The sequence below is a fragment of the Ramlibacter sp. genome (assembly GCF_028291745.1).
Taxonomy (GTDB): Bacteria; Pseudomonadota; Gammaproteobacteria; order Burkholderiales; family Burkholderiaceae_C; genus Ramlibacter.
Genome location: NZ_JAQGNQ010000124.1, coordinates 48,764 through 67,247 on the forward strand (window position 1 = coordinate 48,764; position 18,484 = coordinate 67,247).

The following is an 18,484-nucleotide window of genomic DNA, read 5'->3' on the forward strand; positions in this document are numbered from 1 at the left end:
GCGCCGTCGGCGCCGGGGGTGAAGGAGGAAACGACAGGCGCGGTCGCGGGCGATCCTACAAGGCGCCCGCGCCGCTCCCGATCAGCCGTTGGCGCCGTCCTACGGCGTCGCAGCGGACTAGCGGCGAGGATCGCAGTCCATGAATCTTCCCCGTGTCGAACTGCAGGCTGGCGAGCACGCCATCCAGGTCTATGTCGCGCGCAGCGACGAGGAACGCGCAATGGGCCTCATGTACCGGCGCGACCTGGCCGAGGACGAGGGCATGCTGTTCATGTGCGACTCGCGCGAAGTCCAGAGCTTCTGGATGAAGGACACGCCGCTGCCTCTTTCCATCGCCTTCCTCGAAGAGGACGGCACCATTCTGAAGATCGCGGACCTCGAGCCGCACTGCCTGGAAGGCGAGTCTTCCGAGCACCCCGTGCGCTTCATCCTGGAAGTCAACCAGGGCTGGTTCGAGTCGCGCGGCATAGCTCCCGGCACCCGCCTGGCGGGCCCCGTCTTTATCGGATGAACATCATGCAAGGCAATCCTCCCCCGGCCGCCCAGATCCTCGTGCGGCCGGGCGACCCCTATCCGCTGGGCGCCACCTGGGACGGCGCGGGCGTGAACTTCGCGGTCTATTCCGAGAATGCCAGCAAGGTGGAACTCTGCCTGTTCGACGGCGCGGGCAACGAGACGCGCGTGCCCCTGCGCGAACAGACGGCCTTCGTCTGGCACGGCTACCTGGCGGGCGTGCAGCCGGGGCAGCGCTATGGCTGGCGCGTGCACGGCCCTTATGAGCCCGATCGCGGCCTGCGCTTCAATCCCAACCTGGTGCTGCTCGACCCTTATGCGAAGGCGCTCGACGGCGTCGAGAACTTCGAGCGCGGCGTGTTCGCGTACGAGGTGGGCGGCGCCGCCGAGGACCGCGCGATGCTGCAGGAGGACCAGCGTGGCGTGCCGCTGGCCGTGGTGCTCGATCACTCGTTCGACTGGAGCGGGGATCGCGCACCCAACCGGCCGCTGCACGAGACGGTGATCTACGAGACCCATGCCAAGGGCCTCACGATGCTGCACCCGGACATCCCCGAGGAACTGCGCGGCACCTATGCCGGCCTGGCGCATCCGGCCATGCTGAAGTACCTGCAGGACCTGGGCGTCACGGCCATCGAGCTGATGCCGGTGCATGCGCACCTGGACGACCCCTTCCTCCTGGACAAGGGCCTCACCAACTACTGGGGCTATTCGACGCTGAACTTCTTCGCGCCCGAGCTGCGCTACAGCGCGGCCTTCAAGCGCGGCGACCCGGTGGGGGCGGTGCGCGAGTTCAAGGAGATGGTCAAGACGCTGCATGGCGCGGGCCTGGAGGTGATCCTGGACGTGGTCTACAACCACACCTCCGAGGGCAACCACATGGGTCCCACCCTCAGCTTCAAGGGCATCGACAACCCCACCTACTACCGGCTCGTGCCCGACGATCCGCGTCACTACTTCGATTACACCGGGACCGGCAACACGCTGAACGTGCGGCATCCGCAGACGCTGCAGCTGATCATGGATTCGCTGCGCTACTGGGTGCAGGAGATGCACGTCGACGGCTTCCGCTTCGACCTGGCCAGCACGCTGGCGCGCGGGCTGCACGAGGTCGACCAGCTCTCCGGCTTCTTCACCATCATCCACCAGGACCCGGTGATCTCGCAGGTGAAGCTGATCGCCGAACCCTGGGACGTGGGCGAGGGTGGCTACCAGGTCGGCAACTTCCCGGTGAAATGGGCCGAGTGGAACGGCATCTATCGCGACTCGATCCGCGCCTTCTGGAAGGGCGAGGGCGGTCTGGCCAGCGACCTGGGCTACCGGCTCACGGGATCGAGCGACCTGTACAAGGACGACGGCCGCAAGCCCTCGTCGAGCGTCAACTTCATCACCGCGCACGACGGCTTAACGCTGCGCGACACGGTGAGCTACAACGACAAGCACAACGAGGCCAACAAGGAAGGCAACAACGACGGCGCCAACGACAACCGGTCGTGGAACTGCGGCGCCGAAGGGCCGACCGACGACGCCGAAGTGAACAAGCTGCGGGCCCGCCAGCAGCGCAACTTCCTGGCCACGCTGATGCTGTCGCAGGGCACGCCCATGCTGCTGGGCGGCGACGAGTTCGGCAACAGCCAGCAGGGCAACAACAACGCCTACTGCCAGGACAACGAGATCAGCTGGTACGACTGGGCCGGCAAGGACGAGGCGCTGCTCGCCTTCACACGCCGCCTGATCGGCATCCGCCGCTCGCATCCGGCACTGCACCGGCAACGCTTCTTCTCGGGCCGGCCGATCCGCGGCACCGACGTGCAGGACGTGATGTGGTTCCGCCATGACGGCGAGACCATGAGTGACGAGGACTGGCAGAACTCGCACACCCAATCGCTGGCGATGTTCCTGGCCGGCAACGGCCTGCGCGAAACCGACCGCGAGGGCCGGCCGCTGAAGGACGACCACCTGCTGCTGATGTTGTCTGCCTCCCACGAAGACCTGGAGTTCACGCTGCCGCGGCTGCCTGGCTGCGAGCATTGGGAATTGCTGGTGGACACCAGCAACGACGAGGCGCAGGAGACGCACGGTGCGGGCCAGAAGAGCTTGCTGCCGGCACGGTCGTTGAAGTTGTTCCGGTGTCCTCTTTGAGGATGCCTGGCGCGATGTGGCTGCTGTAGGCTGGGCTGCCGCAGGCACCCCAGCGATCCGGCGCCTGAACGCTGGGGTGCCTGTCGGCAGCCCAGCCTACACAGCCGCATCCGCCACGAACCGGGTCACCGCCGCGATCACCACCTCGGCGCGATCCCGGTGCGGCGAATGCCCGCACTCCGACAACTCCAGCAACCGCGTCTGCGGCACCCGCCGCGCAATCCCGCGGATCTGCTCCAGCGTGCCGTACTCGTCGTCCAGCCCCTGGATCGCCAGCACAGGGCAGCGGATCGCGGCGATTTCTTCCTCGATCGCCCAATCGCGAAACGCCGGGTCCAGCCAGATGTCGTTCCAGCCCCAGAAGGCGGAGTCGACGTCGTCGTGATGGCGCGCGAGCCGCTGCTTCAGGTCGGTGTGCAGGTAGGCCTCGCGGACCTGCGCGATGCTGCGCACCGACACCTCCTCCACCATGATGTGCGGCGCCAGCACGATTGCCCCGCTCAGCCCGGTGGGAAATGCAGCAGCGAAAAGCAGCGCGATCGATCCGCCATCGCTGTGCCCGAACAGCCAGGGCTGCCGCACGTCCAGCGCTTGCAGCAGGGCGGGCAGCACCTCGCGCGCCTGCCGGTGCATGAAGTCCGGCTGCCAGCGCTGCTGCGCAGGGCGCGGCGTGGAGCGGCCGTAGCCTGGCCTTGAATAGACCAGCCCGCGCAGCCCCGCCGCCGCGCACAGGCGCGCTGGGAAGTCGCGCCACATCGCGACCGAGCCCAGCCCTTCGTGCAGGAAGACCATCGTCGGCGCCTGCGGCGCTGCCGGGCCCACCCATTCGTACTCGATGCGCACAAGCGCATCGCCGACCGCGATCGAAGCGAATGCCATGGGCAGCCAATATAGTGCAGGACCGAGGAGAGTCCCATGAGCCCAGCCACCGCCGCCCGCCCCGAGGGCGCCGAAGAGATGCCGCAAGCCACGCGGCTGGACGACGTGCGCATCCGCGAGGTGCGGCCGCTGATCTCGCCGGCACTGCTGCAGTACGAGCTGCCGGCGGACGAGTCCGTGCAGGCCTTCGTCGAGCGCAGCCGCGCCGAGGTGGCCGCGATCGTGCATGGCCAGGATCGCAGGCTGCTGGCGGTGGTCGGTCCGTGCTCCATCCACGACCACGCGCAGGCGATCGATTACGCGCAGCGGCTGCGCGCCCTGGCGGACGAACTGCGGCAGGACCTGCTGCTGGTGATGCGCGTCTACTTCGAGAAGCCGCGCACCACGGTGGGCTGGAAGGGTTTCATCAACGATCCCCGCCTCGACGGCAGCTTCCGCATCAACGAGGGCCTGCGCCTTGCGCGCGAGTTGCTGCTGGAAGTCGCGCAGCTCGGGCTGCCCGCCGGCACCGAGTTCCTGGACCTGCTGAGCCCGCAATACATCTCCGACCTGATCAGCTGGGGCGCGATCGGCGCGCGCACCACGGAGAGCCCGAGCCATCGCCAGCTGGCCTCGGGCCTGAGCTGCCCCATCGGTTTCAAGAACGGGACCGATGGCGGCGTGCAGATGGCCGCCGATGCGCTGGTGGCCTGCGCAGCGCCGCATGCCTTCATGGGCATGACGAAGATGGGGCAGGCCGCGGTGTTCGAGACGACCGGCAATGGCGACTGCCACATCATCCTGCGTGGCGGCACGCGGGGCCCCAACTATTCAGCGGCGGACATCGAGGCGGCCTGCGCCATCCTGCGCAAGGCCAGCGTCACCGAGCGCGTGATGATCGACTGCTCGCATGCCAATTCCTCCAAGGACTACCGCCGGCAGGCGGAGGTTGCACGGGACATCGCGCAGCAGCTGCAAGGCGGCGAGCGCCGCATCCTCGGCGTGATGATCGAGAGCCACCTGGCGCCCGGTCGCCAGGACCTGAAGCCGGGCGTGCCGCTGGCGCATGGGGTGTCGATCACCGATGGGTGCATCGGCTGGGCGCAGACGCAGGAGGTGCTGCGGGAGCTGGCGGCGGCCGTGCGCGGGTGACGGGGCTGCCCTCACCCCAGCCCTCTCCCGCAGGCGGGAGAGGGAGCGGACTGGCTCAGCTCCCTTCAGGAGGGGCAGCGGCCTTCACGAGACCAGCCATCCCACCGCATCCCCCAGCGCCGGAAACGCCCGCAGTTCCAAGCCCTTCGCCCGTGCGACCCCGGCGCTCACCCCGGTGATCTTCTCCGGCGGCGCCAGCGTGGCCACCTTCTCCATGTGCGCGAGGTAGCGATAGGTCAGCGCGCCGATGATCTGGTGTTCTTCGGCGGTGAAGGTGCCGACCACGTCGTTGATGTTGATCAGGATCCGCCGGTCGCCGTACTCGCGCGTGCGCTCCGCGATGTCGCGCAGCACGGGTTCCACGTCTTCGATGAAGGCAAGGGCGGTGATCTCCACGGCCGCGAAAGCCGGGCCGTGGGTGTAGTGCAGCGTGGCGGTCACGCCGGCGAGTATGCCGCGTTCCCGGCCCCAGGCATGCCGTACTGGCGACGCCCCCGCCATAGTGAGTAGCCCAGGCAGCCCGCGCGTGGCGGCGGCCCTACATGTTGCGGCGGTACTGCCCGCCAACCTCGAACAAGGCGTTGGTGATCTGCCCCAGCGAGCAGACCCGCACCGCATCCATCAACACCTCGAACACGTTGCGGTCGGCGATCACGGCCTCCTGCAGGCGCTTGAGCATCGCCGGCGCCTCGGCGGCATGGCGGGCGTGGAACTCGCGCAGGCGACGCAGCTGGCCCTGCTTTTCTTCCTCGGTGGAGCGCGCGAGTTCCAGCTTCTGCGGGATGGCATCGCCCTGCGGGTTGCGGAAAGTGTTGACGCCCACGATGGGCAGCTCGCCGGTGTGCTTGCGCATCTCGTAATGCATGCTCTCGTCCTGGATGCGGCCGCGCTGGTAGCCCGTCTCCATGGCGCCCAGCACGCCGCCGCGTTCGGCGATGCGTTCGAATTCGGACAGAACGGCTTCTTCCACCAGCTCGGTCAGCTCGTCGATCACGAAGGCGCCCTGGTTCGGGTTCTCGTTCCTGGCCAGCCCCCACTCGCGGTTGATCACCAGCTGAATCGCCATCGCGCGCCGCACGCTTTCCTCGGTGGGCGTGGTGATCGCCTCGTCGTAGGCGTTGGTGTGCAGCGAATTGCAGTTGTCGTAGATGGCGATCAGCGCCTGCAGCGTGGTGCGGATGTCGTTGAACGCGATCTCCTGCGCGTGCAGGCTGCGCCCCGAAGTCTGGACGTGGTACTTCAGCTTCTGGCTGCGCTCGTTGGCGCCGTAGCGCTCCTTCATCGCCACCGCCCAGATGCGGCGCGCCACCCGGCCCAGCACCGTGTACTCCGGATCCATGCCGTTGGAGAAGAAGAAGGACAGGTTGGGCGCGAAGTCGTCGACGTGCATCCCGCGCGCGAGATAGGCCTCGACGAAGGTGAAGCCGTTCGACAGCGTGAAGGCCAGCTGCGAGATCGGGTTGGCCCCCGCCTCGGCGATGTGATAGCCCGAGATCGACACCGAATAGAAGTTGCGCACGTCGTGGTGCACGAAGTACTGCGCGATGTCGCCCATCACCTTGAGCGAGAACTCGGTGGAGAAGATGCAGGTGTTCTGCCCCTGGTCTTCCTTCAGGATGTCCGCCTGCACCGTGCCGCGCACGTTGGCCAGCACCCATTCGCGGATCTTCGCGGCCTCGGTGTCGCTGGGTTCGCGGCCGTTGTCGGCCTGGAACTTCTCCAGGTTCTGGTCGATCGCGGTGTTCATGAACATCGCGAGGATCGTGGGGGCCGGGCCGTTGATCGTCATCGACACCGAGGTCGCCGCATCGCACAGGTCGAAGCCGGAATACAGCACCTTCAGGTCGTCGAGCGTCGCGATCGAGACGCCGGAGTTGCCCACCTTGCCGTAGATGTCGGGGCGCGGGTCGGGGTCGTTGCCGTACAGCGTGACCGAGTCGAAGGCCGTCGACAGGCGCTTGGCCGGCAGGCCCGCGGACAGCAGCTTGAAGCGACGGTTGGTGCGGAAGGCGTCGCCCTCGCCTGCGAACATGCGCGTGGGGTCCTCGTTCTCGCGCTTGAAGGCGAAGGTGCCGGCGGTATAGGGATAGCTGCCCGGCACGTTCTCCAGCATCAGCCACTTCAGGATCTCGCCGTGGTCCTCGTACTTCGGCAGGCTGACCTTGCGGACCACGGTGCCGGACAGCGAGGTGTAGGTCAGCTTGGTGCGGATCTCGCGGTCGCGGATCTTCACGGCGTATTCGTCGCCCGCGTACGCCTGCTGCAGGTCGGGCCATTGCTGCAACAGGTGCAAGGCATCCTTGTCCATGCGGGCGAGGCGCTGGCCGGCGAGATCGAGCGTCGCTTCGGCGGCGGGCGCACGTCCGGGCTTTTCCGCCTTGAGCATGCGCGCCGCTTCCTTGAGCTGCTGGATCTCGCGCGCGAGCTGCGCCTGGGCGCGCACGCGCTGCTTGTAGCCGCGCAGCGTGTCGGCGATCTCGGCGAGATAGCGGGTGCGGGCGGCCGGCACGATGGGCGTCTGGTGCGTGCTGTGGCGCACCGCCACCGGCGGCAGCCGGCCTTCGCGCAGGGGCAGGCCCAGTGCCTGCAGCCGCGGCTGCAGTGCCTGGTACAGCGCGGTCACGCCGTCGTCGTTGAAGCGCGCGGCCATGGTGCCGAAGACCGGCATCTCCTCGGGCCGCTGGCCGAAGGCCTCGCGATTGCGCTGCACCTGCTTGGCGACGTCGCGCAGTGCGTCCGCCGCGCCCTTGCGGTCGAACTTGTTGATCGCGACGAACTCCGCGAAATCCAGCATGTCGATCTTTTCCAGCTGGCTCGCGGCACCGAACTCGGGCGTCATCACGTACAGCGGTACGTCGACGTGCGGCACGATCGCGGCGTCGCCCTGGCCGATGCCGGAGGTCTCGACGATCACCAGGTCGAAGCCGGCCGCCTTGCAGGCGGCAATCACGTCGGCCAACGCAGCGGAGATCGCGCTGCCGAAGTCGCGCGTGGCAAGTGAACGCATGTAGACCCGCGGGCCCTGGCTCCAGGGCGAGATCGCGTTCATGCGGATGCGATCGCCGAGCAGGGCGCCGCCGCTCTTGCGGCGCGAGGGATCGATCGAGATGACGGCGATGCGCAGGCGGTCGTCCTGGTCCAGCCGCAAACGGCGCACGATTTCGTCGGTGAGCGAGGACTTGCCCGCGCCGCCCGTGCCGGTGACGCCGACCACGGGAATGCGGCGGGTCGCGGCGTCACCGCGAATGGCCTCGAGCAACTTCGCATCGGCGCTGCCGTTTTCCAGCGCGGTGATCAGCTGCGCCAGCGCGCGCCAGTTCGCTTCGGCGTGGCCCTGCAGGGCCGCCAGCGCGGTCGGCGCGAATGGCGAGAGGTCGCGGTCGGATCGCATCACCATCTCGCCGATCATTCCGGCCAGGCCCATGCGCTGGCCGTCCTCGGGGCTGTAGATGCGGGCGACGCCGTAGTCCTGCAGCTCGCGGATTTCCGCCGGGATGATCACGCCGCCGCCGCCGCCGAAGACCTGGATGTGCTCGCCGCCGCGCTGGCGCAGCAGGTCGACCATATACCTGAAGTATTCGACGTGCCCGCCCTGGTAGGAGCTGACGGCGATGCCCTGCACGTCCTCCTGCAAGGCGGCGGTGACGACCTCGTCGACGCTGCGGTTGTGCCCCAGGTGGATCACCTCGGCGCCCATGCCCTGCAGGATGCGCCGCATGATGTTGATGGCCGCGTCGTGGCCGTCGAACAGCGAGGCGGCGGTGACGAAGCGCACCTTGTTCGTCGGGCGATAGCTGGCAAGCGCCTTGAATTCGGCGGACAGGTCGGTCATGGGGTGGTGCCTCGAGGAAGCTGTCACCTTAATTGACGTTTACGTCAACGTCAACGGGCTGTCGATCGCTCGTCCAGGGCTGCTGACCGGAGCGGTGCCTGTTCGAGCAATTCGAACGCAGAAGGCGCAGAAGTGACGCAGAACACGCAGAAGAACTTCCGAACTTTTGCTTTTGATTCCTTCTGCGTCTTCTGCGCCACTTCTGCGTCTTCTGCGTTCAAGATTGCTTTTGCACCCCCCGTTCTCCAGGCTGGCAAAATCGCGGAATGAACTCCTCCTCTTCCGACCGCGAGCCCGGCCAGCCCCAGCCGGCCGAGGGCTATGCGGGCGATGTGTCGCCCGACCTGGCCTGCCGCTGGTGGCAGTCGGGCGAGGCGGTGCTGGTGGATGTCCGCACCGATGCCGAGCGCGACTGGGTCGGCTTCATCCCGGGGGCCGCGGCCCTCGAATGGAAGCACTGGCCCGGCATGCAGATCGATCCGCAGTTCGGCGAGAAGCTGCGCGCGCTCGTGCCGCCCGGCAAGAAGGCCGTGCTGCTGTGCCGCAGCGGCGTGCGCTCGATCGCGGCCGCCAGGTGCGCGACCGAGATCGGCATCGAGGCGTACAACATCCTCGAAGGCTTCGAAGGCAATCCCGACGCCGACGGCCATCGCAACACCTCCGGCGGCTGGCGCGTGCGCGGGCTGCCGTGGCGCCAGGGCTGAAGCGGCGCTCTCCACTTTTCCACAAGGCATCTCCATGGCAGTCAACCTGAGCGCCCCCAGCGCGGACTCGCTGCACCCGGTCGCCGGCGTGCGCATCGGTGTGGCCGAAGCGGGCATCCGCAAGGCCAACCGCAAGGACCTCACCGTCTTCCTGCTGGACGAAGGCGCGGCGGTGGCCGGCGTGTTCACGCGCAACCGCTTCTGCGCCGCCCCCGTGCAGGTGTGCCGCGAGCACCTGCTGCACAGCGACATCCGGGCGCTGGTGATCAACACCGGCAACGCCAACGCGGGCACCGGCGAGGACGGCCTGGTGCGCGCGCGCTCCACCTGCATCGCCGCCGCCCGCCTGCTGGAAGTGGCGCCCGAACAGGTGCTGCCTTTCTCCACCGGCGTGATCATGGAGCCGCTGCCCAACGACCGCATCGAGCGCGGACTGCCGGCGGCCATCGCCGACGCCCGGCCCACGCACTGGCTGAAGGCGGCCGAGGGCATCATGACCACCGACACGCTGCCCAAGGCGTACAGCCGGCAGGTGCAGGTCGAGGGCGCCACGGTGACCATCACCGGCATCAGCAAGGGCGCGGGCATGATCCGCCCGAACATGGCGACCATGCTGGGCTTCCTGGCGACCGATGCGCAGATCGATCCCAAGCTGCTGTCCGAGCTGGCCTTCGAACTGGCCGAGGGCTCGTTCAACCGCGCGACCGTCGATGGCGACACGTCGACCAACGACTCCTTCGTGGTGATCGCCACCAACCAGGCGCGCCACCCCGTGGTCACCTCCTTCCGCACGCCCGCGGGCGCCGCGCTGAAGGAGGCCATGCTCGAAGTCGCGCGCCTGCTGGCGCAAGCCATCGTGCGCGACGGCGAGGGCGCGACCAAGTTCATCACCGTGCGGGTGGAGGGCGGCAAGACCGCGGCCGAGTGCCGCCAGGTTGCCTATGCCATCGCGCATTCGCCGCTGGTGAAGACCGCGTTCTTCGCGAGCGATCCCAACCTCGGGCGCATCCTTGCCGCCGTCGGCTATGCCGGCATCGACGACCTGGACCAGACGCGCATCGAGCTGCACCTCGACGACGTGCACGTCGCCACGCGCGGCGGCCGCAATCCCTCGTACCGCGAGGAGGACGGGCAGCGCGTGATGAAGCAGTCCGAGATCACCGTGCGCGTGGGGCTGGGCCGCGGCGATGCCGCCGACCAGGTGTGGACCTGCGACTTCAGCCACGAGTACGTGACCATCAACGCCGATTACCGTTCATGAGCGATCGATTCGAACAACTGATCGAACGGGGCATGCAACTGCTGTCCCGCATCGAAGCCATCCTGCCGCAACCCCTCTCGGCTCCCGACTGGAACGCCTCCATTGCCTGGCGCTACCGCAAGCGCTCCAGTGGCCATGGGGTGCTCGAGCCGGTGAAGCACGTCGCCGTGATTGCACTCGACGACCTCAAGGAGATCGAGCCGCAGAAGGAGAAGATCCAGCGCAACACGATCCAGTTCGTGCAGGGCCATCCGGCCAACAACGTGCTGCTGACCGGCGCGCGCGGCACCGGCAAGTCGTCGCTGATCAAGGCCTGCCTGAACGAGTACGCGCCGCGGGGCCTGCGCCTGATCGAGGTCGACAAGGCCGACCTCGTGGACCTGCCGGACCTCATCGACGTGGTCTCCGGGCGGCCCGAGAAGTTCATGGTGTTCTGCGACGACCTGAGCTTCGAGGAGGGCGAGCCCGGCTACAAGGCGCTCAAGTCGATCCTCGACGGATCGGTGGCCGCATCGACGGCCAACGTGCTGATCTACGCCACCAGCAACCGCCGCCACCTGCTGCCCGAGTACATGAAGGAGAACCTCACGTACACGCACACCGATGACGGCGAGGTGCATCCCGGTGAAGTGGTGGAGGAGAAGATCTCGCTGTCCGAGCGCTTCGGCCTGTGGGTGAGCTTCTATCCCTTCAGCCAGGAAGAGTACCTGCACATCACGGCCACGTGGCTGGAGCACTTCAAGGTTCCGCCCGGGGAGATCGAGGCGGCGCGTCCGCAGGCGCTGGTGTGGGCGCTGGAGCGCGGCTCGCGCAGCGGCCGCGTGGCCTACCAGTTCGCGCGCGATTACGCCGGGCGGCATCACGCGTGAACCAGCCCCTGGTCGCCGATGCGGACCGCCCGCGTGAAGGCGGCCCGGACCGCAAGGAAGTGGCGGTCGCGGTCGGCGTGCTGATTCGCGGCGACGGCGCCTTCCTGCTCACCTCGCGGCCGCCGGGCAAGGTGTATGAGGGCTACTGGGAATTTCCCGGCGGCAAGGTGGAGCCCGGCGAGACGATCGAGCAGGCGCTGCGGCGCGAGCTGCAGGAGGAGATCGGCCTCACGATAGCTGCGGTGCAGCCCTGGCGCGTGGAGCGCGTGGACTATCCGCATGCGCTGGTGCGGCTGCACTTCTGCAAGGTCTACCAGTGGACCGGCGAGCTGCACATGCACGAGGGCCAGCAGTGCGCGTGGCAGCAATTGCCGGTGACGGTGCAGCCGGTGTTGCCGGGGACGGTGCCGGTGTTGAAGTGGTTTGCCGAGGAACGCGGGTTTGTCGGCGCGACGCACTGAAAGTCAAAGACCAGCAACCGGACGCAGAAGGCGCAGAAGTTGCGCAGAAGGCGCGGAAGAACATCCTTTAAAAGATTTTTTCTGTTCTGCGTCTTCCGCGTAACTTCTGCGCCTTCTGCGTCCGGATATTGGTTGTTACTGCTCCTTCGGATCACCGAAAGGCAATTCATCCGGCGGCGTGTCTTCCGGCACCCGGAAGCTTTCGCTCGCCCAGGCCCCGAAGTCCAGGTTCTTGCAGCGTTCGCAGCAGAAGGGCCGATAGGGATTGGTCGGTGCGTAGATGCTGTCGCCGCCGCAGGCGGGGCAGCGCACGATGCGCGGTTTGTCGGCGCGGGTGGCCATGGCTTGCCTCAGGCGCAAAGAGTCAGTTCGAAAGGAGTGTTGTCGCTGCTCGATTGCAGGCGATCGCTCTCCTGCCGCATCAGGCGCACCGACACGATCAGCCGGTTGCCGCTGATTTCCGGCACCAGTCCCAAGTTCGGATCGATGCGCAGGCGCAGCAGCTGGAAGGTGCGCCCCTGCGGCAGCGTCTGCTGCAACTGGCCGGCGCTGGCCATCACCTTCTGCGGCATGCCGGAGTCGCGCAGCAGCTTGAGCAGCAAATGGATCGATTCGGCCAGCGGCGCCAGCGTCGAGGCCCAGCGTTCCAGGTCGGCACGCCTTTCCTCGGGCGGCCGGTGCTGCCAGGCGTAGTAGCCGGGCAGGTCGAATTCGCAGGTGCCGCCGGGAATGCCGGCGCGGCTGCGAATGCTCATGAGCCACTCGTTCTCGGTGAGCGACTGGCCCGCCTTGCCCGGCGTGCCGTTGACCGCGCTGAAGCAGGACTCCATCTGCGTGACGATCTTGTCCAGCACCGCCTCGGCCACGCCGGGGTTGCCGCGGTAGCCATTGAGCACCTGCTTCTGTCGCTCGAGGTCCTTGAGCACGTCGGACTTGAGGTCCGCGCGCGCGCCGACATCCATCACTTCGAAGATGGTGCCGAGCGCGTAGTGGTGGTCCAGCGGATGGCTGCGCGGAATCAGTTCGCCCAGGCGGCGAAACAGGTGTTCCAGCCGCAGGTAGGTCCGGATTCGTTCGTTGAAGGGGTATTCGTAGAGGATCACGCGGGGGCGGTGCGGCGACCGGGCATTCGGTCGCAGGGCGCCATCATAGCCCGAAGGACTGCGCTGCCTGTTGCACTTCGTGCCGCAATGCATCGAGGCTGAGGCCCTCGTTGCAGATCACGACGTCCGCCGCCGCGAGGCGCAGTGCGCGGGGCGCCTGGGCGGCGATGATGGTGCGCACTTCCTCGGGGGCGAGGCCGCTGCGCGCCACCACGCGCGCCACCTGCGTCTCGGGCGAGCAATCGACCACCAGCACGCGATCGAGCTGCGGGCGCCAGCGGGTCGACTCGACCAGCAGCGGAATGTCGAAGACGATGCTGCGCGTGCCCGCCGCCAGCGCGGCCTGCACCTGGCGCTCGATTTCCTCGCCCACCAGCGGATGGATGATCTGCTCCAGCGCGCGCCGCGCCTGGGGCTGCGCATAAGCCTGTTCGCGCATGCGGGCGCGATCGAGCGCGCCGTCGACCGCTATGAATTCCGGACCGAATTGCCGCGCGATCGCCGCGATCGCCGCGCCGCCGCTGGCGGTGGTCGCACGCGAGATCGCATCGGCATCGATGGCCGCCGCGCCCAGCGCCTGCAGCATCGCCAGCACGGTGCTCTTGCCGCTGCCGATGCCGCCGGTGAGGCCGATGCGCGTGGCCACGCTGACCGCTCAGTGCACGCCGAAGGGGAAGGCGAAGGGCAGCAGCGCCGGCACGGCGGCGGGGCTGAGGGCCAGCGACAGCAGGCCGGCGCCCGCCAGGTAAGGGCCGAAGGGCATCGGGATGTCCTTGTTGGCCAGCTTGCCCACGATGATCAGCAGGATGCCGATGACCGCGCCGACGATCGATGACAGCAGGATGATCGCCAGCAGGTAGTGCGCGCCCAGCCAGGCGCCCAGCGCGGCCAGCAGCTTGAAGTCGCCGTAGCCCATGCCCTCCTTGCCGGTGGCCAGCTTGAAGGCCTGGAAGATGCCCCAGAACACCAGGTAGCCGAGGGCCGCGCCCCACACCGCGGACTCCAGCGGCACGGTCCATCCCAGCGCCGAGACGATGAGGCCCAGCCACAGCAGCGAGTAGTTCAGGTCATCCGGCAGGATCTGCGTGTCCATGTCGATCAGGAACAGGCAGATCAGCAGCGCCGCGAAGGCCGCCCAGGCCGCAGCGTGAAGGGTGATCCCCCAGCGCCAGCCGCACAGCGCGAAGAAACCGGCGGTGACCAGTTCCACCACGGGATAACGCATGCTGATGCGCGTGCCGCATTGCGAGCACTTGCCGCGCAAGGCCAGCCAGCTGACCACCGGGATGTTCTCGTACCAGCGGATCTGGTGGCCGCACTCGCGGCAGCGCGAGCGCGGCACCACCAGGTTGAAGGGCTCTTCCTCCTTGACCGGCTGGCCGCTGTACTCCGCGCACTCCGCGCTCCACTGGCGCTCGAGCATCTTCGGGAAACGATAGATGACGACGTTGAGGAAGCTTCCGATCAGGAGCCCCAGGACGCCGGCGATCGCCGCGTCCAGCATTGCACCAGCCACCATCAGACGACTTGCCCCAGCTTGAAGATAGGCAGGTACATCGAGATCACGATGCCGCCGATGATGCCGCCCAGGACCACGATGATGATCGGCTCCATCAGGCTGGAGAGGCCTGCCACCATGTCGTCGACCTCGGCTTCGTAGAAGTCCGCCGCCTTGCCCAGCATGTGGTCGATCGAGCCCGACTCCTCGCCGATGGCACACATCTGCAGCACCATCGAGGGGAACACGTTGGCGTTGGTCATGGCCGCGGTGAGGCTGGTGCCGGTGGAGACCTCCTGCTGGATCTTCTGGGTGGCCAGCTCGTACACCGAGTTGCCCGAGGCTCCGCCCACGGAGTCCAGTGCCTCCACCAGCGGCACGCCGGCGGCGAACATCGTGGCGAGGGTGCGCGTCCAGCGCGCGAGCACCGACTTGTAGACCAGGTCGCCGAACACCGGCAGCTTCAGCATGACCCGGTCCATGAACTGCTGCACCTTCTGGTTGCGCTTCCAGGCCTGCATGAAGAAGTAGAGGCCGCCGCCGATCACGCTGAAGATCAGCCACCAGAACTTGACGAAGAACTCGCTCATGGCGATCACCATCAGCGTGGGGGCCGGCAGGTCGGCGCCGAAGGAGGAGAACACCTCCTTGAACGCCGGGATCACGAAGATCATGATCACCGTCACCACCACGAAGGCGACCACCAGCACCGCGATCGGGTACATCAGCGCCGACTTCATCTTGGACTTGATGCCCTCGGTCTTTTCCATGTACGTGGCCAGCCGGTCCAGCAGGCTTTCGAGAATACCGGCCTGTTCACCAGCCTCGACCAGGTTGCAGTACAGGGTGTCGAAGTACCGCGGGTACTTGCGGAAGGCCGACGAGAGCGAGGTGCCGGTCTCGACGTCCGTGCGGACGTCGTTCAGCAGCTTGGTCACGCTGGCGTTCGCGTTGCCGCGGCCCACGATGTCGAAGGACTGCAGCAGGGGCACGCCGGCCTTCATCATGGTGGCCAGCTGGCGGGTGAAGATCGAGATGTCCTTGGGCTTGATCCGCGCGCCCGAGCGCATGCGGCGCTTCTTGATCTTGATCGGGTTGACGCCCTGGCGGCGCAGCGATGCGCGTACCTGGTTCTCGCCGCCGGCGCGGGTCTCGCCACGGACCTGCTTGCCGTTGCGGTCGCGACCTTCCCATTCAAAGACGAATTCCTTCGTTCCTGTTGCTGCTGCGGTGGCCATCGAGGCTCCTTGATGCGTCTTGCGCTGTTCTATTCGTTGGTGACGGCCAGCACTTCCTCGAGGGAAGTCAGGCCCAGCTTCACCTTGTGCAGGCCGGATTCACGCAGGCTGCGCACGCCTTCGACCGTCGCCTGCTTGGCGATCTCGAGGGCGCTGCCGTCGGCCAGGATGATCCGCTGCATGTCCTCGCTGATCGGCATCACCTGGTAGATGCCGACCCGTCCCTTGTAGCCGTTGTTGCACGCCGAACAGCCCACCGGGTGGTAGGGCGTCCAGCTGCCGTCGACTTCTTCTTCCTTGTAGCCCGCGTCGAGCAGGGTCTCGTACGGAATGTCCATCGGTGCCTTGCACTGGCCGCACAGGCGCCGCGCAAGCCGCTGCGCCGTGATCAGGATCACGGACGATGCGATGTTGAAGGGCGCGATGCCCATGTTGCGCAGGCGCGTCAGCGTGGCCGGCGCGTCGTTGGTGTGCAGCGTCGACAGCACGAGGTGGCCGGTCTGGGCGGCCTTGATCGCGATGTCGGCGGTTTCCAGGTCGCGGATTTCGCCAACCATGATGATGTCCGGGTCCTGCCGCAGGAAGGACTTGAGGGCCACCGAGAACGTGAGGCCGGCCTTGTCGTTCACGTTGACCTGGTTGACGCCGGGCAGGTTGATTTCCGCCGGGTCTTCGGCGGTGGAAATGTTCACGCCTGGCTTGTTCAGCAGGTTGAGACAGGTGTAGAGCGACACGGTCTTGCCCGAACCGGTGGGACCGGTCACCAGGATCATGCCGTAGGGACGCTCGATCGACTTGAGCAGGCGGTTCTTTTCCTCGAGCTCGTAGCCCAGGGCCTCGATGCCCAGGCGGGCGCTGCTCGGATCCAGGATCCGGATCACGATCTTCTCGCCGAACAGCGTCGGCAAGGTCGAGACCCGGAAGTCGATCACCTTGTCGGGACCGACCTTGAGCTTCATCCGGCCGTCCTGCGGCACCCGCTTCTCGGAGATGTCCATGCGGGAGATCACCTTGATGCGGGAGGCGAGCTTGTCCTTGATCGCCACCGGCGGCGAGGCGATCTCGCGCAGTTCGCCGTCGACGCGAAAGCGCACGCGGTACACGTGCTCGTAAGGCTCGAAGTGCAGGTCGGATGCGCGGGCGCCGATGGCATCGAGCAGCATCTTGTGCAGGAACTTGACGACCGGGGCATCGTCGACGTCCGAGGCGGCGCCGTTGTCCTCGTCGACGTTCGAGCTGTCGATGGTCGACTCGTCGAACTCGAAGTCGTCGCCGATGATCGAGTCCATGGCCTCGGTGGCCGTGGTGGCCAGGCCCTCGACCATCTTGCTGAGCTTGTCGTATTCGGCAATGACCCAGTCCACGCCCATCTGCGTGGCGAACTTGATCTTCTCGGCAGCCTGCTGATCCGACGGATCGGCCGTGGCGACGATCAACCGGTTGTTGCGCTTGGACAGCACCACCACGCGATAGCCCTGGCAGATCTTGATGTCCAGCAGGCCCTTGGGCAGCCGGTGCAGATCGATCGCGTCGAGGTCGAGCACGGGCGCGCCGAAGGCGACCGACATGGTGTGCGCCAGGTCGGCGGCCGAGACCGCGCCGGAACCCGTGAGTTCGGCGATGAAGCTGGTGCGGTTGGCCGTGGCCTTGCGGAACAGGTCCTCAGCGGCCTTCTGACCCAGCTTGCCGGCGAGCACGAGCGCGCGGCCGAGGCCCGGCAGGGCCAGGGCAGAGGCTTCAGCGGAGTCGACGGCGGCCATGGCTCGGTGTCTGAGGGAGGTCGGCCGGGCCGACGGGGGCGGATATCACCATCCGATCATCCCGAAAAGCCGAGCTGAAGTAAATGCGAAAGGCCTCCGCAAAAGGCCGACGTTGGTACGAAGTCACGGCGCCATGCATGATGCACCGGTTGCGCAATGCCTTGTTACTTTCGCAGGCTGCAGCTCGCGAAAAACTGCACGCAATGGAGCGATCGAACTCGGTGTGCCTGGCCGCGCTGTTCGTGCCACGGTGCGCATGCGCGCTGGACGAAGGCGGCCCGGAAAGCAGATCGGGCAGCCTGCGCTGCCCGATCTTGCAAGGGAAAACCTGGTCGGGGTGAGAGGATTCGAACCTCCGGCCTCTACGTCCCGAACGTAGCGCTCTACCAGGCTAAGCTACACCCCGATTTGCATTTGCCTCCGCCGCACCCAAGGGTCAGTTGCGACGTTGCAGCAGCGAAGCGGCCAATTGTACCAAAGCCTGAGCATGCGCATTCATCGGCAGCTGTTGCGCAGCTGACATTGCACGTTGCGCCTCCGCCGCGGCGGCCTCGTGGGCCACGTCCAGCGCGCCGGTTTCGCGCACGATGGCAATGATGTGATCGAGCTCGTCGAGGCCGCTGGTCTCGATGGCGCGCCGGATCAAGGCGCTCTGTTCCGCGGTGCCGCGGCGCATGGCCGCGATCAGGGGCAGCGTCACCTTGCCTTCGCGCAGGTCGTCGCCCAGGTTCTTGCCCAACTCCTGCGCGGTACCCGTGTAATCGAGCACGTCGTCGATGACCTGGAAGGCGGTGCCCAGCGCCTGGCCATAGTCGGCGCAGGTCTGTTCCACTTGCGGCGAGGCACCTGCCAGCACCGCACCCAGGCGCGCGCTGGCCTCGAACAGCTTGGCGGTCTTGGAGCGGATCACCTGCAGGTACGACTTTTCGTCGAGCTCGGGGTCGTGCATGTTCATCAGCTGCATGACCTCGCCCTCGGCGATGACGTTGGTGGCTTCGGCCAGGATCTCCATCACGCGCATGTCGTGGGCATCCAGCATCATCTGGAAAGCGCGCGAGTAGAGGAAGTCGCCGACCAGCACGCTCGCCGGGTT

The 18,484-nt window shown here is 67.0% G+C and carries 19 protein-coding genes and 1 tRNA gene; 8 read left to right on the forward strand and 12 right to left on the reverse strand.

All coding sequences use genetic code 11. The annotated features are described in order from the left end of the window. The first annotated feature begins 139 nt into the window (after positions 1 to 139). Entirely contained in the window at positions 140 to 511 is a 372-nt protein-coding gene (locus JWP60_RS22995; protein ID WP_299796623.1) for a DUF192 domain-containing protein, read from the forward strand. Between the two features lie 5 nt (positions 512 to 516). Then, on the forward strand, positions 517 to 2,655 hold the full coding sequence (gene glgX / locus JWP60_RS23000) for a glycogen debranching protein GlgX (RefSeq protein WP_299796625.1): 2,139 nt from the start codon (positions 517 to 519) through the stop codon (positions 2,653 to 2,655). 96 nt (positions 2,656 to 2,751) lie between these two features. Here glgX and JWP60_RS23005 read toward each other — a convergent pair whose 3' ends face one another. Further along, positions 2,752 to 3,534, reverse strand: a complete 783-nt coding sequence (locus JWP60_RS23005) for an alpha/beta hydrolase (protein WP_299796628.1) — start codon at positions 3,532 to 3,534, stop codon at positions 2,752 to 2,754. 36 nt (positions 3,535 to 3,570) lie between these two features. On the opposite strand from JWP60_RS23005, the gene JWP60_RS23010 reads away from it, so the two are divergent. Further along, positions 3,571 to 4,665 (forward strand): 3-deoxy-7-phosphoheptulonate synthase, encoded by a 1,095-nt coding sequence (locus JWP60_RS23010; RefSeq protein WP_299796630.1) that lies wholly within the window; start codon positions 3,571 to 3,573, stop codon positions 4,663 to 4,665. Positions 4,666 to 4,749: 84 nt separating this feature from the next. On the opposite strand, the gene JWP60_RS23015 is transcribed toward JWP60_RS23010, so the two are convergent. The 3 genes from JWP60_RS23015 to JWP60_RS23025 all read right to left on the reverse strand — a co-directional run bounded on the left by JWP60_RS23015 (position 4,750) and on the right by JWP60_RS23025 (position 8,718). After that, positions 4,750 to 5,106 (reverse strand): STAS/SEC14 domain-containing protein, encoded by a 357-nt coding sequence (locus tag JWP60_RS23015; RefSeq protein WP_299796633.1) that lies wholly within the window; start codon positions 5,104 to 5,106, stop codon positions 4,750 to 4,752. A 97-nt stretch (positions 5,107 to 5,203) separates the two neighbouring features. Further along, on the reverse strand, positions 5,204 to 8,497 hold the full coding sequence (gene icmF, locus JWP60_RS23020; protein ID WP_299796637.1) for a fused isobutyryl-CoA mutase/GTPase IcmF: 3,294 nt from the start codon (positions 8,495 to 8,497) through the stop codon (positions 5,204 to 5,206). 50 nt (positions 8,498 to 8,547) lie between these two features. Then, entirely contained in the window at positions 8,548 to 8,718 is a 171-nt protein-coding gene (locus JWP60_RS23025; protein WP_299796640.1) for a hypothetical protein, read from the reverse strand. Positions 8,719 to 8,763: 45 nt separating this feature from the next. Between JWP60_RS23025 and JWP60_RS23030 the strand changes: the two genes are divergently transcribed. Genes JWP60_RS23030 through JWP60_RS23045 form a run of 4 tightly spaced genes read left to right on the forward strand, consistent with a single transcriptional unit; the run spans position 8,764 to position 11,792 of the window. Next, complete coding sequence (locus JWP60_RS23030; protein WP_299796642.1) at positions 8,764 to 9,201, forward strand: rhodanese-like domain-containing protein; 438 nt, start codon at positions 8,764 to 8,766, stop codon at positions 9,199 to 9,201. A 34-nt stretch (positions 9,202 to 9,235) separates the two neighbouring features. After that, a complete protein-coding gene (gene argJ / locus JWP60_RS23035) occupies positions 9,236 to 10,462 on the forward strand; it encodes a bifunctional glutamate N-acetyltransferase/amino-acid acetyltransferase ArgJ (RefSeq protein WP_299796645.1) in 1,227 nt (408 codons plus the stop codon). Next, positions 10,459 to 11,331: an ATP-binding protein gene (locus tag JWP60_RS23040; protein WP_299796648.1), complete on the forward strand. Its 873-nt coding sequence runs from the start codon at positions 10,459 to 10,461 to the stop codon at positions 11,329 to 11,331. The genes argJ and JWP60_RS23040 overlap by 4 nt, the downstream gene beginning before the upstream one ends. Then, the gene (locus JWP60_RS23045) at positions 11,328 to 11,792 is read left to right on the forward strand and encodes an NUDIX domain-containing protein (protein ID WP_299796651.1); all 465 of its coding nucleotides are present in this window, start codon (positions 11,328 to 11,330) and stop codon (positions 11,790 to 11,792) included. The genes JWP60_RS23040 and JWP60_RS23045 overlap by 4 nt, the downstream gene beginning before the upstream one ends. Positions 11,793 to 11,927: 135 nt before the next feature. On the opposite strand, the gene JWP60_RS23050 is transcribed toward JWP60_RS23045, so the two are convergent. The 6 genes from JWP60_RS23050 to pilB are packed head-to-tail and all read right to left on the reverse strand — an operon-like array spanning position 11,928 to position 17,391. Then, on the reverse strand, positions 11,928 to 12,134 hold the full coding sequence (locus JWP60_RS23050) for a DNA gyrase inhibitor YacG (protein ID WP_299796654.1): 207 nt from the start codon (positions 12,132 to 12,134) through the stop codon (positions 11,928 to 11,930). 8 nt (positions 12,135 to 12,142) lie between these two features. Then, a complete protein-coding gene (gene zapD, locus JWP60_RS23055) occupies positions 12,143 to 12,895 on the reverse strand; it encodes a cell division protein ZapD (RefSeq protein ID WP_299796657.1) in 753 nt (250 codons plus the stop codon). A gap of 43 nt (positions 12,896 to 12,938) precedes the next feature. After that, on the reverse strand, positions 12,939 to 13,541 hold the full coding sequence (gene coaE / locus JWP60_RS23060) for a dephospho-CoA kinase (protein WP_299796660.1): 603 nt from the start codon (positions 13,539 to 13,541) through the stop codon (positions 12,939 to 12,941). A gap of 9 nt (positions 13,542 to 13,550) precedes the next feature. Beyond that, on the reverse strand, positions 13,551 to 14,414 hold the full coding sequence (locus JWP60_RS23065; protein WP_299796663.1) for an A24 family peptidase: 864 nt from the start codon (positions 14,412 to 14,414) through the stop codon (positions 13,551 to 13,553). Then, positions 14,414 to 15,631 (reverse strand): type II secretion system F family protein, encoded by a 1,218-nt coding sequence (locus tag JWP60_RS23070; protein WP_299796666.1) that lies wholly within the window; start codon positions 15,629 to 15,631, stop codon positions 14,414 to 14,416. Before JWP60_RS23070 ends, JWP60_RS23065 begins: the two co-directional genes overlap by 1 nt. Before the next feature lie 29 nt (positions 15,632 to 15,660). Then, entirely contained in the window at positions 15,661 to 17,391 is a 1,731-nt protein-coding gene (gene pilB / locus JWP60_RS23075) for a type IV-A pilus assembly ATPase PilB (protein ID WP_299796669.1), read from the reverse strand. Positions 17,392 to 17,528: 137 nt separating this feature from the next. Between pilB and JWP60_RS23080 the strand changes: the two genes are divergently transcribed. Further along, positions 17,529 to 17,732, forward strand: coding sequence for a hypothetical protein (locus tag JWP60_RS23080; RefSeq protein ID WP_299796672.1), 204 nt, complete (start codon positions 17,529 to 17,531; stop codon positions 17,730 to 17,732). On the opposite strand, the gene JWP60_RS23085 is transcribed toward JWP60_RS23080, so the two are convergent. Together JWP60_RS23085 and JWP60_RS23090 are read right to left on the reverse strand one after the other, a co-directional pair. Beyond that, positions 17,721 to 17,797 (reverse strand) — tRNA-Pro (locus JWP60_RS23085). The genes JWP60_RS23080 and JWP60_RS23085 overlap by 12 nt on opposite strands. Positions 17,798 to 17,827: 30 nt before the next feature. Beyond that, positions 17,828 to 18,484, reverse strand: a 657-nt coding sequence (locus tag JWP60_RS23090) for a polyprenyl synthetase family protein (protein ID WP_299796675.1), incomplete at its 5' end; no start/stop codon positions are given.

Excerpts from the sequence above, each read along its gene's own strand:
- JWP60_RS23030 (WP_299796642.1), top strand. The coding sequence starts at position 8,764 with ATGAACTCCTCCTCTTCCGACCGCGAGCCCGGCCAGCCCCAGCCGGCC.
- JWP60_RS23065 (WP_299796663.1), bottom strand. The coding sequence starts at position 14,414 with ATGGTGGCTGGTGCAATGCTGGACGCGGCGATCGCCGGCGTCCTGGGG.
- icmF (WP_299796637.1), bottom strand. The coding sequence starts at position 8,497 with ATGACCGACCTGTCCGCCGAATTCAAGGCGCTTGCCAGCTATCGCCCG.
- JWP60_RS23080 (WP_299796672.1), top strand. The coding sequence starts at position 17,529 with ATGATGCACCGGTTGCGCAATGCCTTGTTACTTTCGCAGGCTGCAGCT.
- JWP60_RS23050 (WP_299796654.1), bottom strand. The coding sequence starts at position 12,134 with ATGGCCACCCGCGCCGACAAACCGCGCATCGTGCGCTGCCCCGCCTGC.
- JWP60_RS23070 (WP_299796666.1), bottom strand. The coding sequence starts at position 15,631 with ATGGCCACCGCAGCAGCAACAGGAACGAAGGAATTCGTCTTTGAATGG.
- JWP60_RS23010 (WP_299796630.1), top strand. The coding sequence starts at position 3,571 with ATGAGCCCAGCCACCGCCGCCCGCCCCGAGGGCGCCGAAGAGATGCCG.
- glgX (WP_299796625.1), top strand. The coding sequence starts at position 517 with ATGCAAGGCAATCCTCCCCCGGCCGCCCAGATCCTCGTGCGGCCGGGC.
- JWP60_RS23005 (WP_299796628.1), bottom strand. The coding sequence starts at position 3,534 with ATGGCATTCGCTTCGATCGCGGTCGGCGATGCGCTTGTGCGCATCGAG.
- argJ (WP_299796645.1), top strand. The coding sequence starts at position 9,236 with ATGGCAGTCAACCTGAGCGCCCCCAGCGCGGACTCGCTGCACCCGGTC.
- pilB (WP_299796669.1), bottom strand. The coding sequence starts at position 17,391 with ATGGCCGCCGTCGACTCCGCTGAAGCCTCTGCCCTGGCCCTGCCGGGC.
- JWP60_RS23040 (WP_299796648.1), top strand. The coding sequence starts at position 10,459 with ATGAGCGATCGATTCGAACAACTGATCGAACGGGGCATGCAACTGCTG.
- JWP60_RS22995 (WP_299796623.1), top strand. The coding sequence starts at position 140 with ATGAATCTTCCCCGTGTCGAACTGCAGGCTGGCGAGCACGCCATCCAG.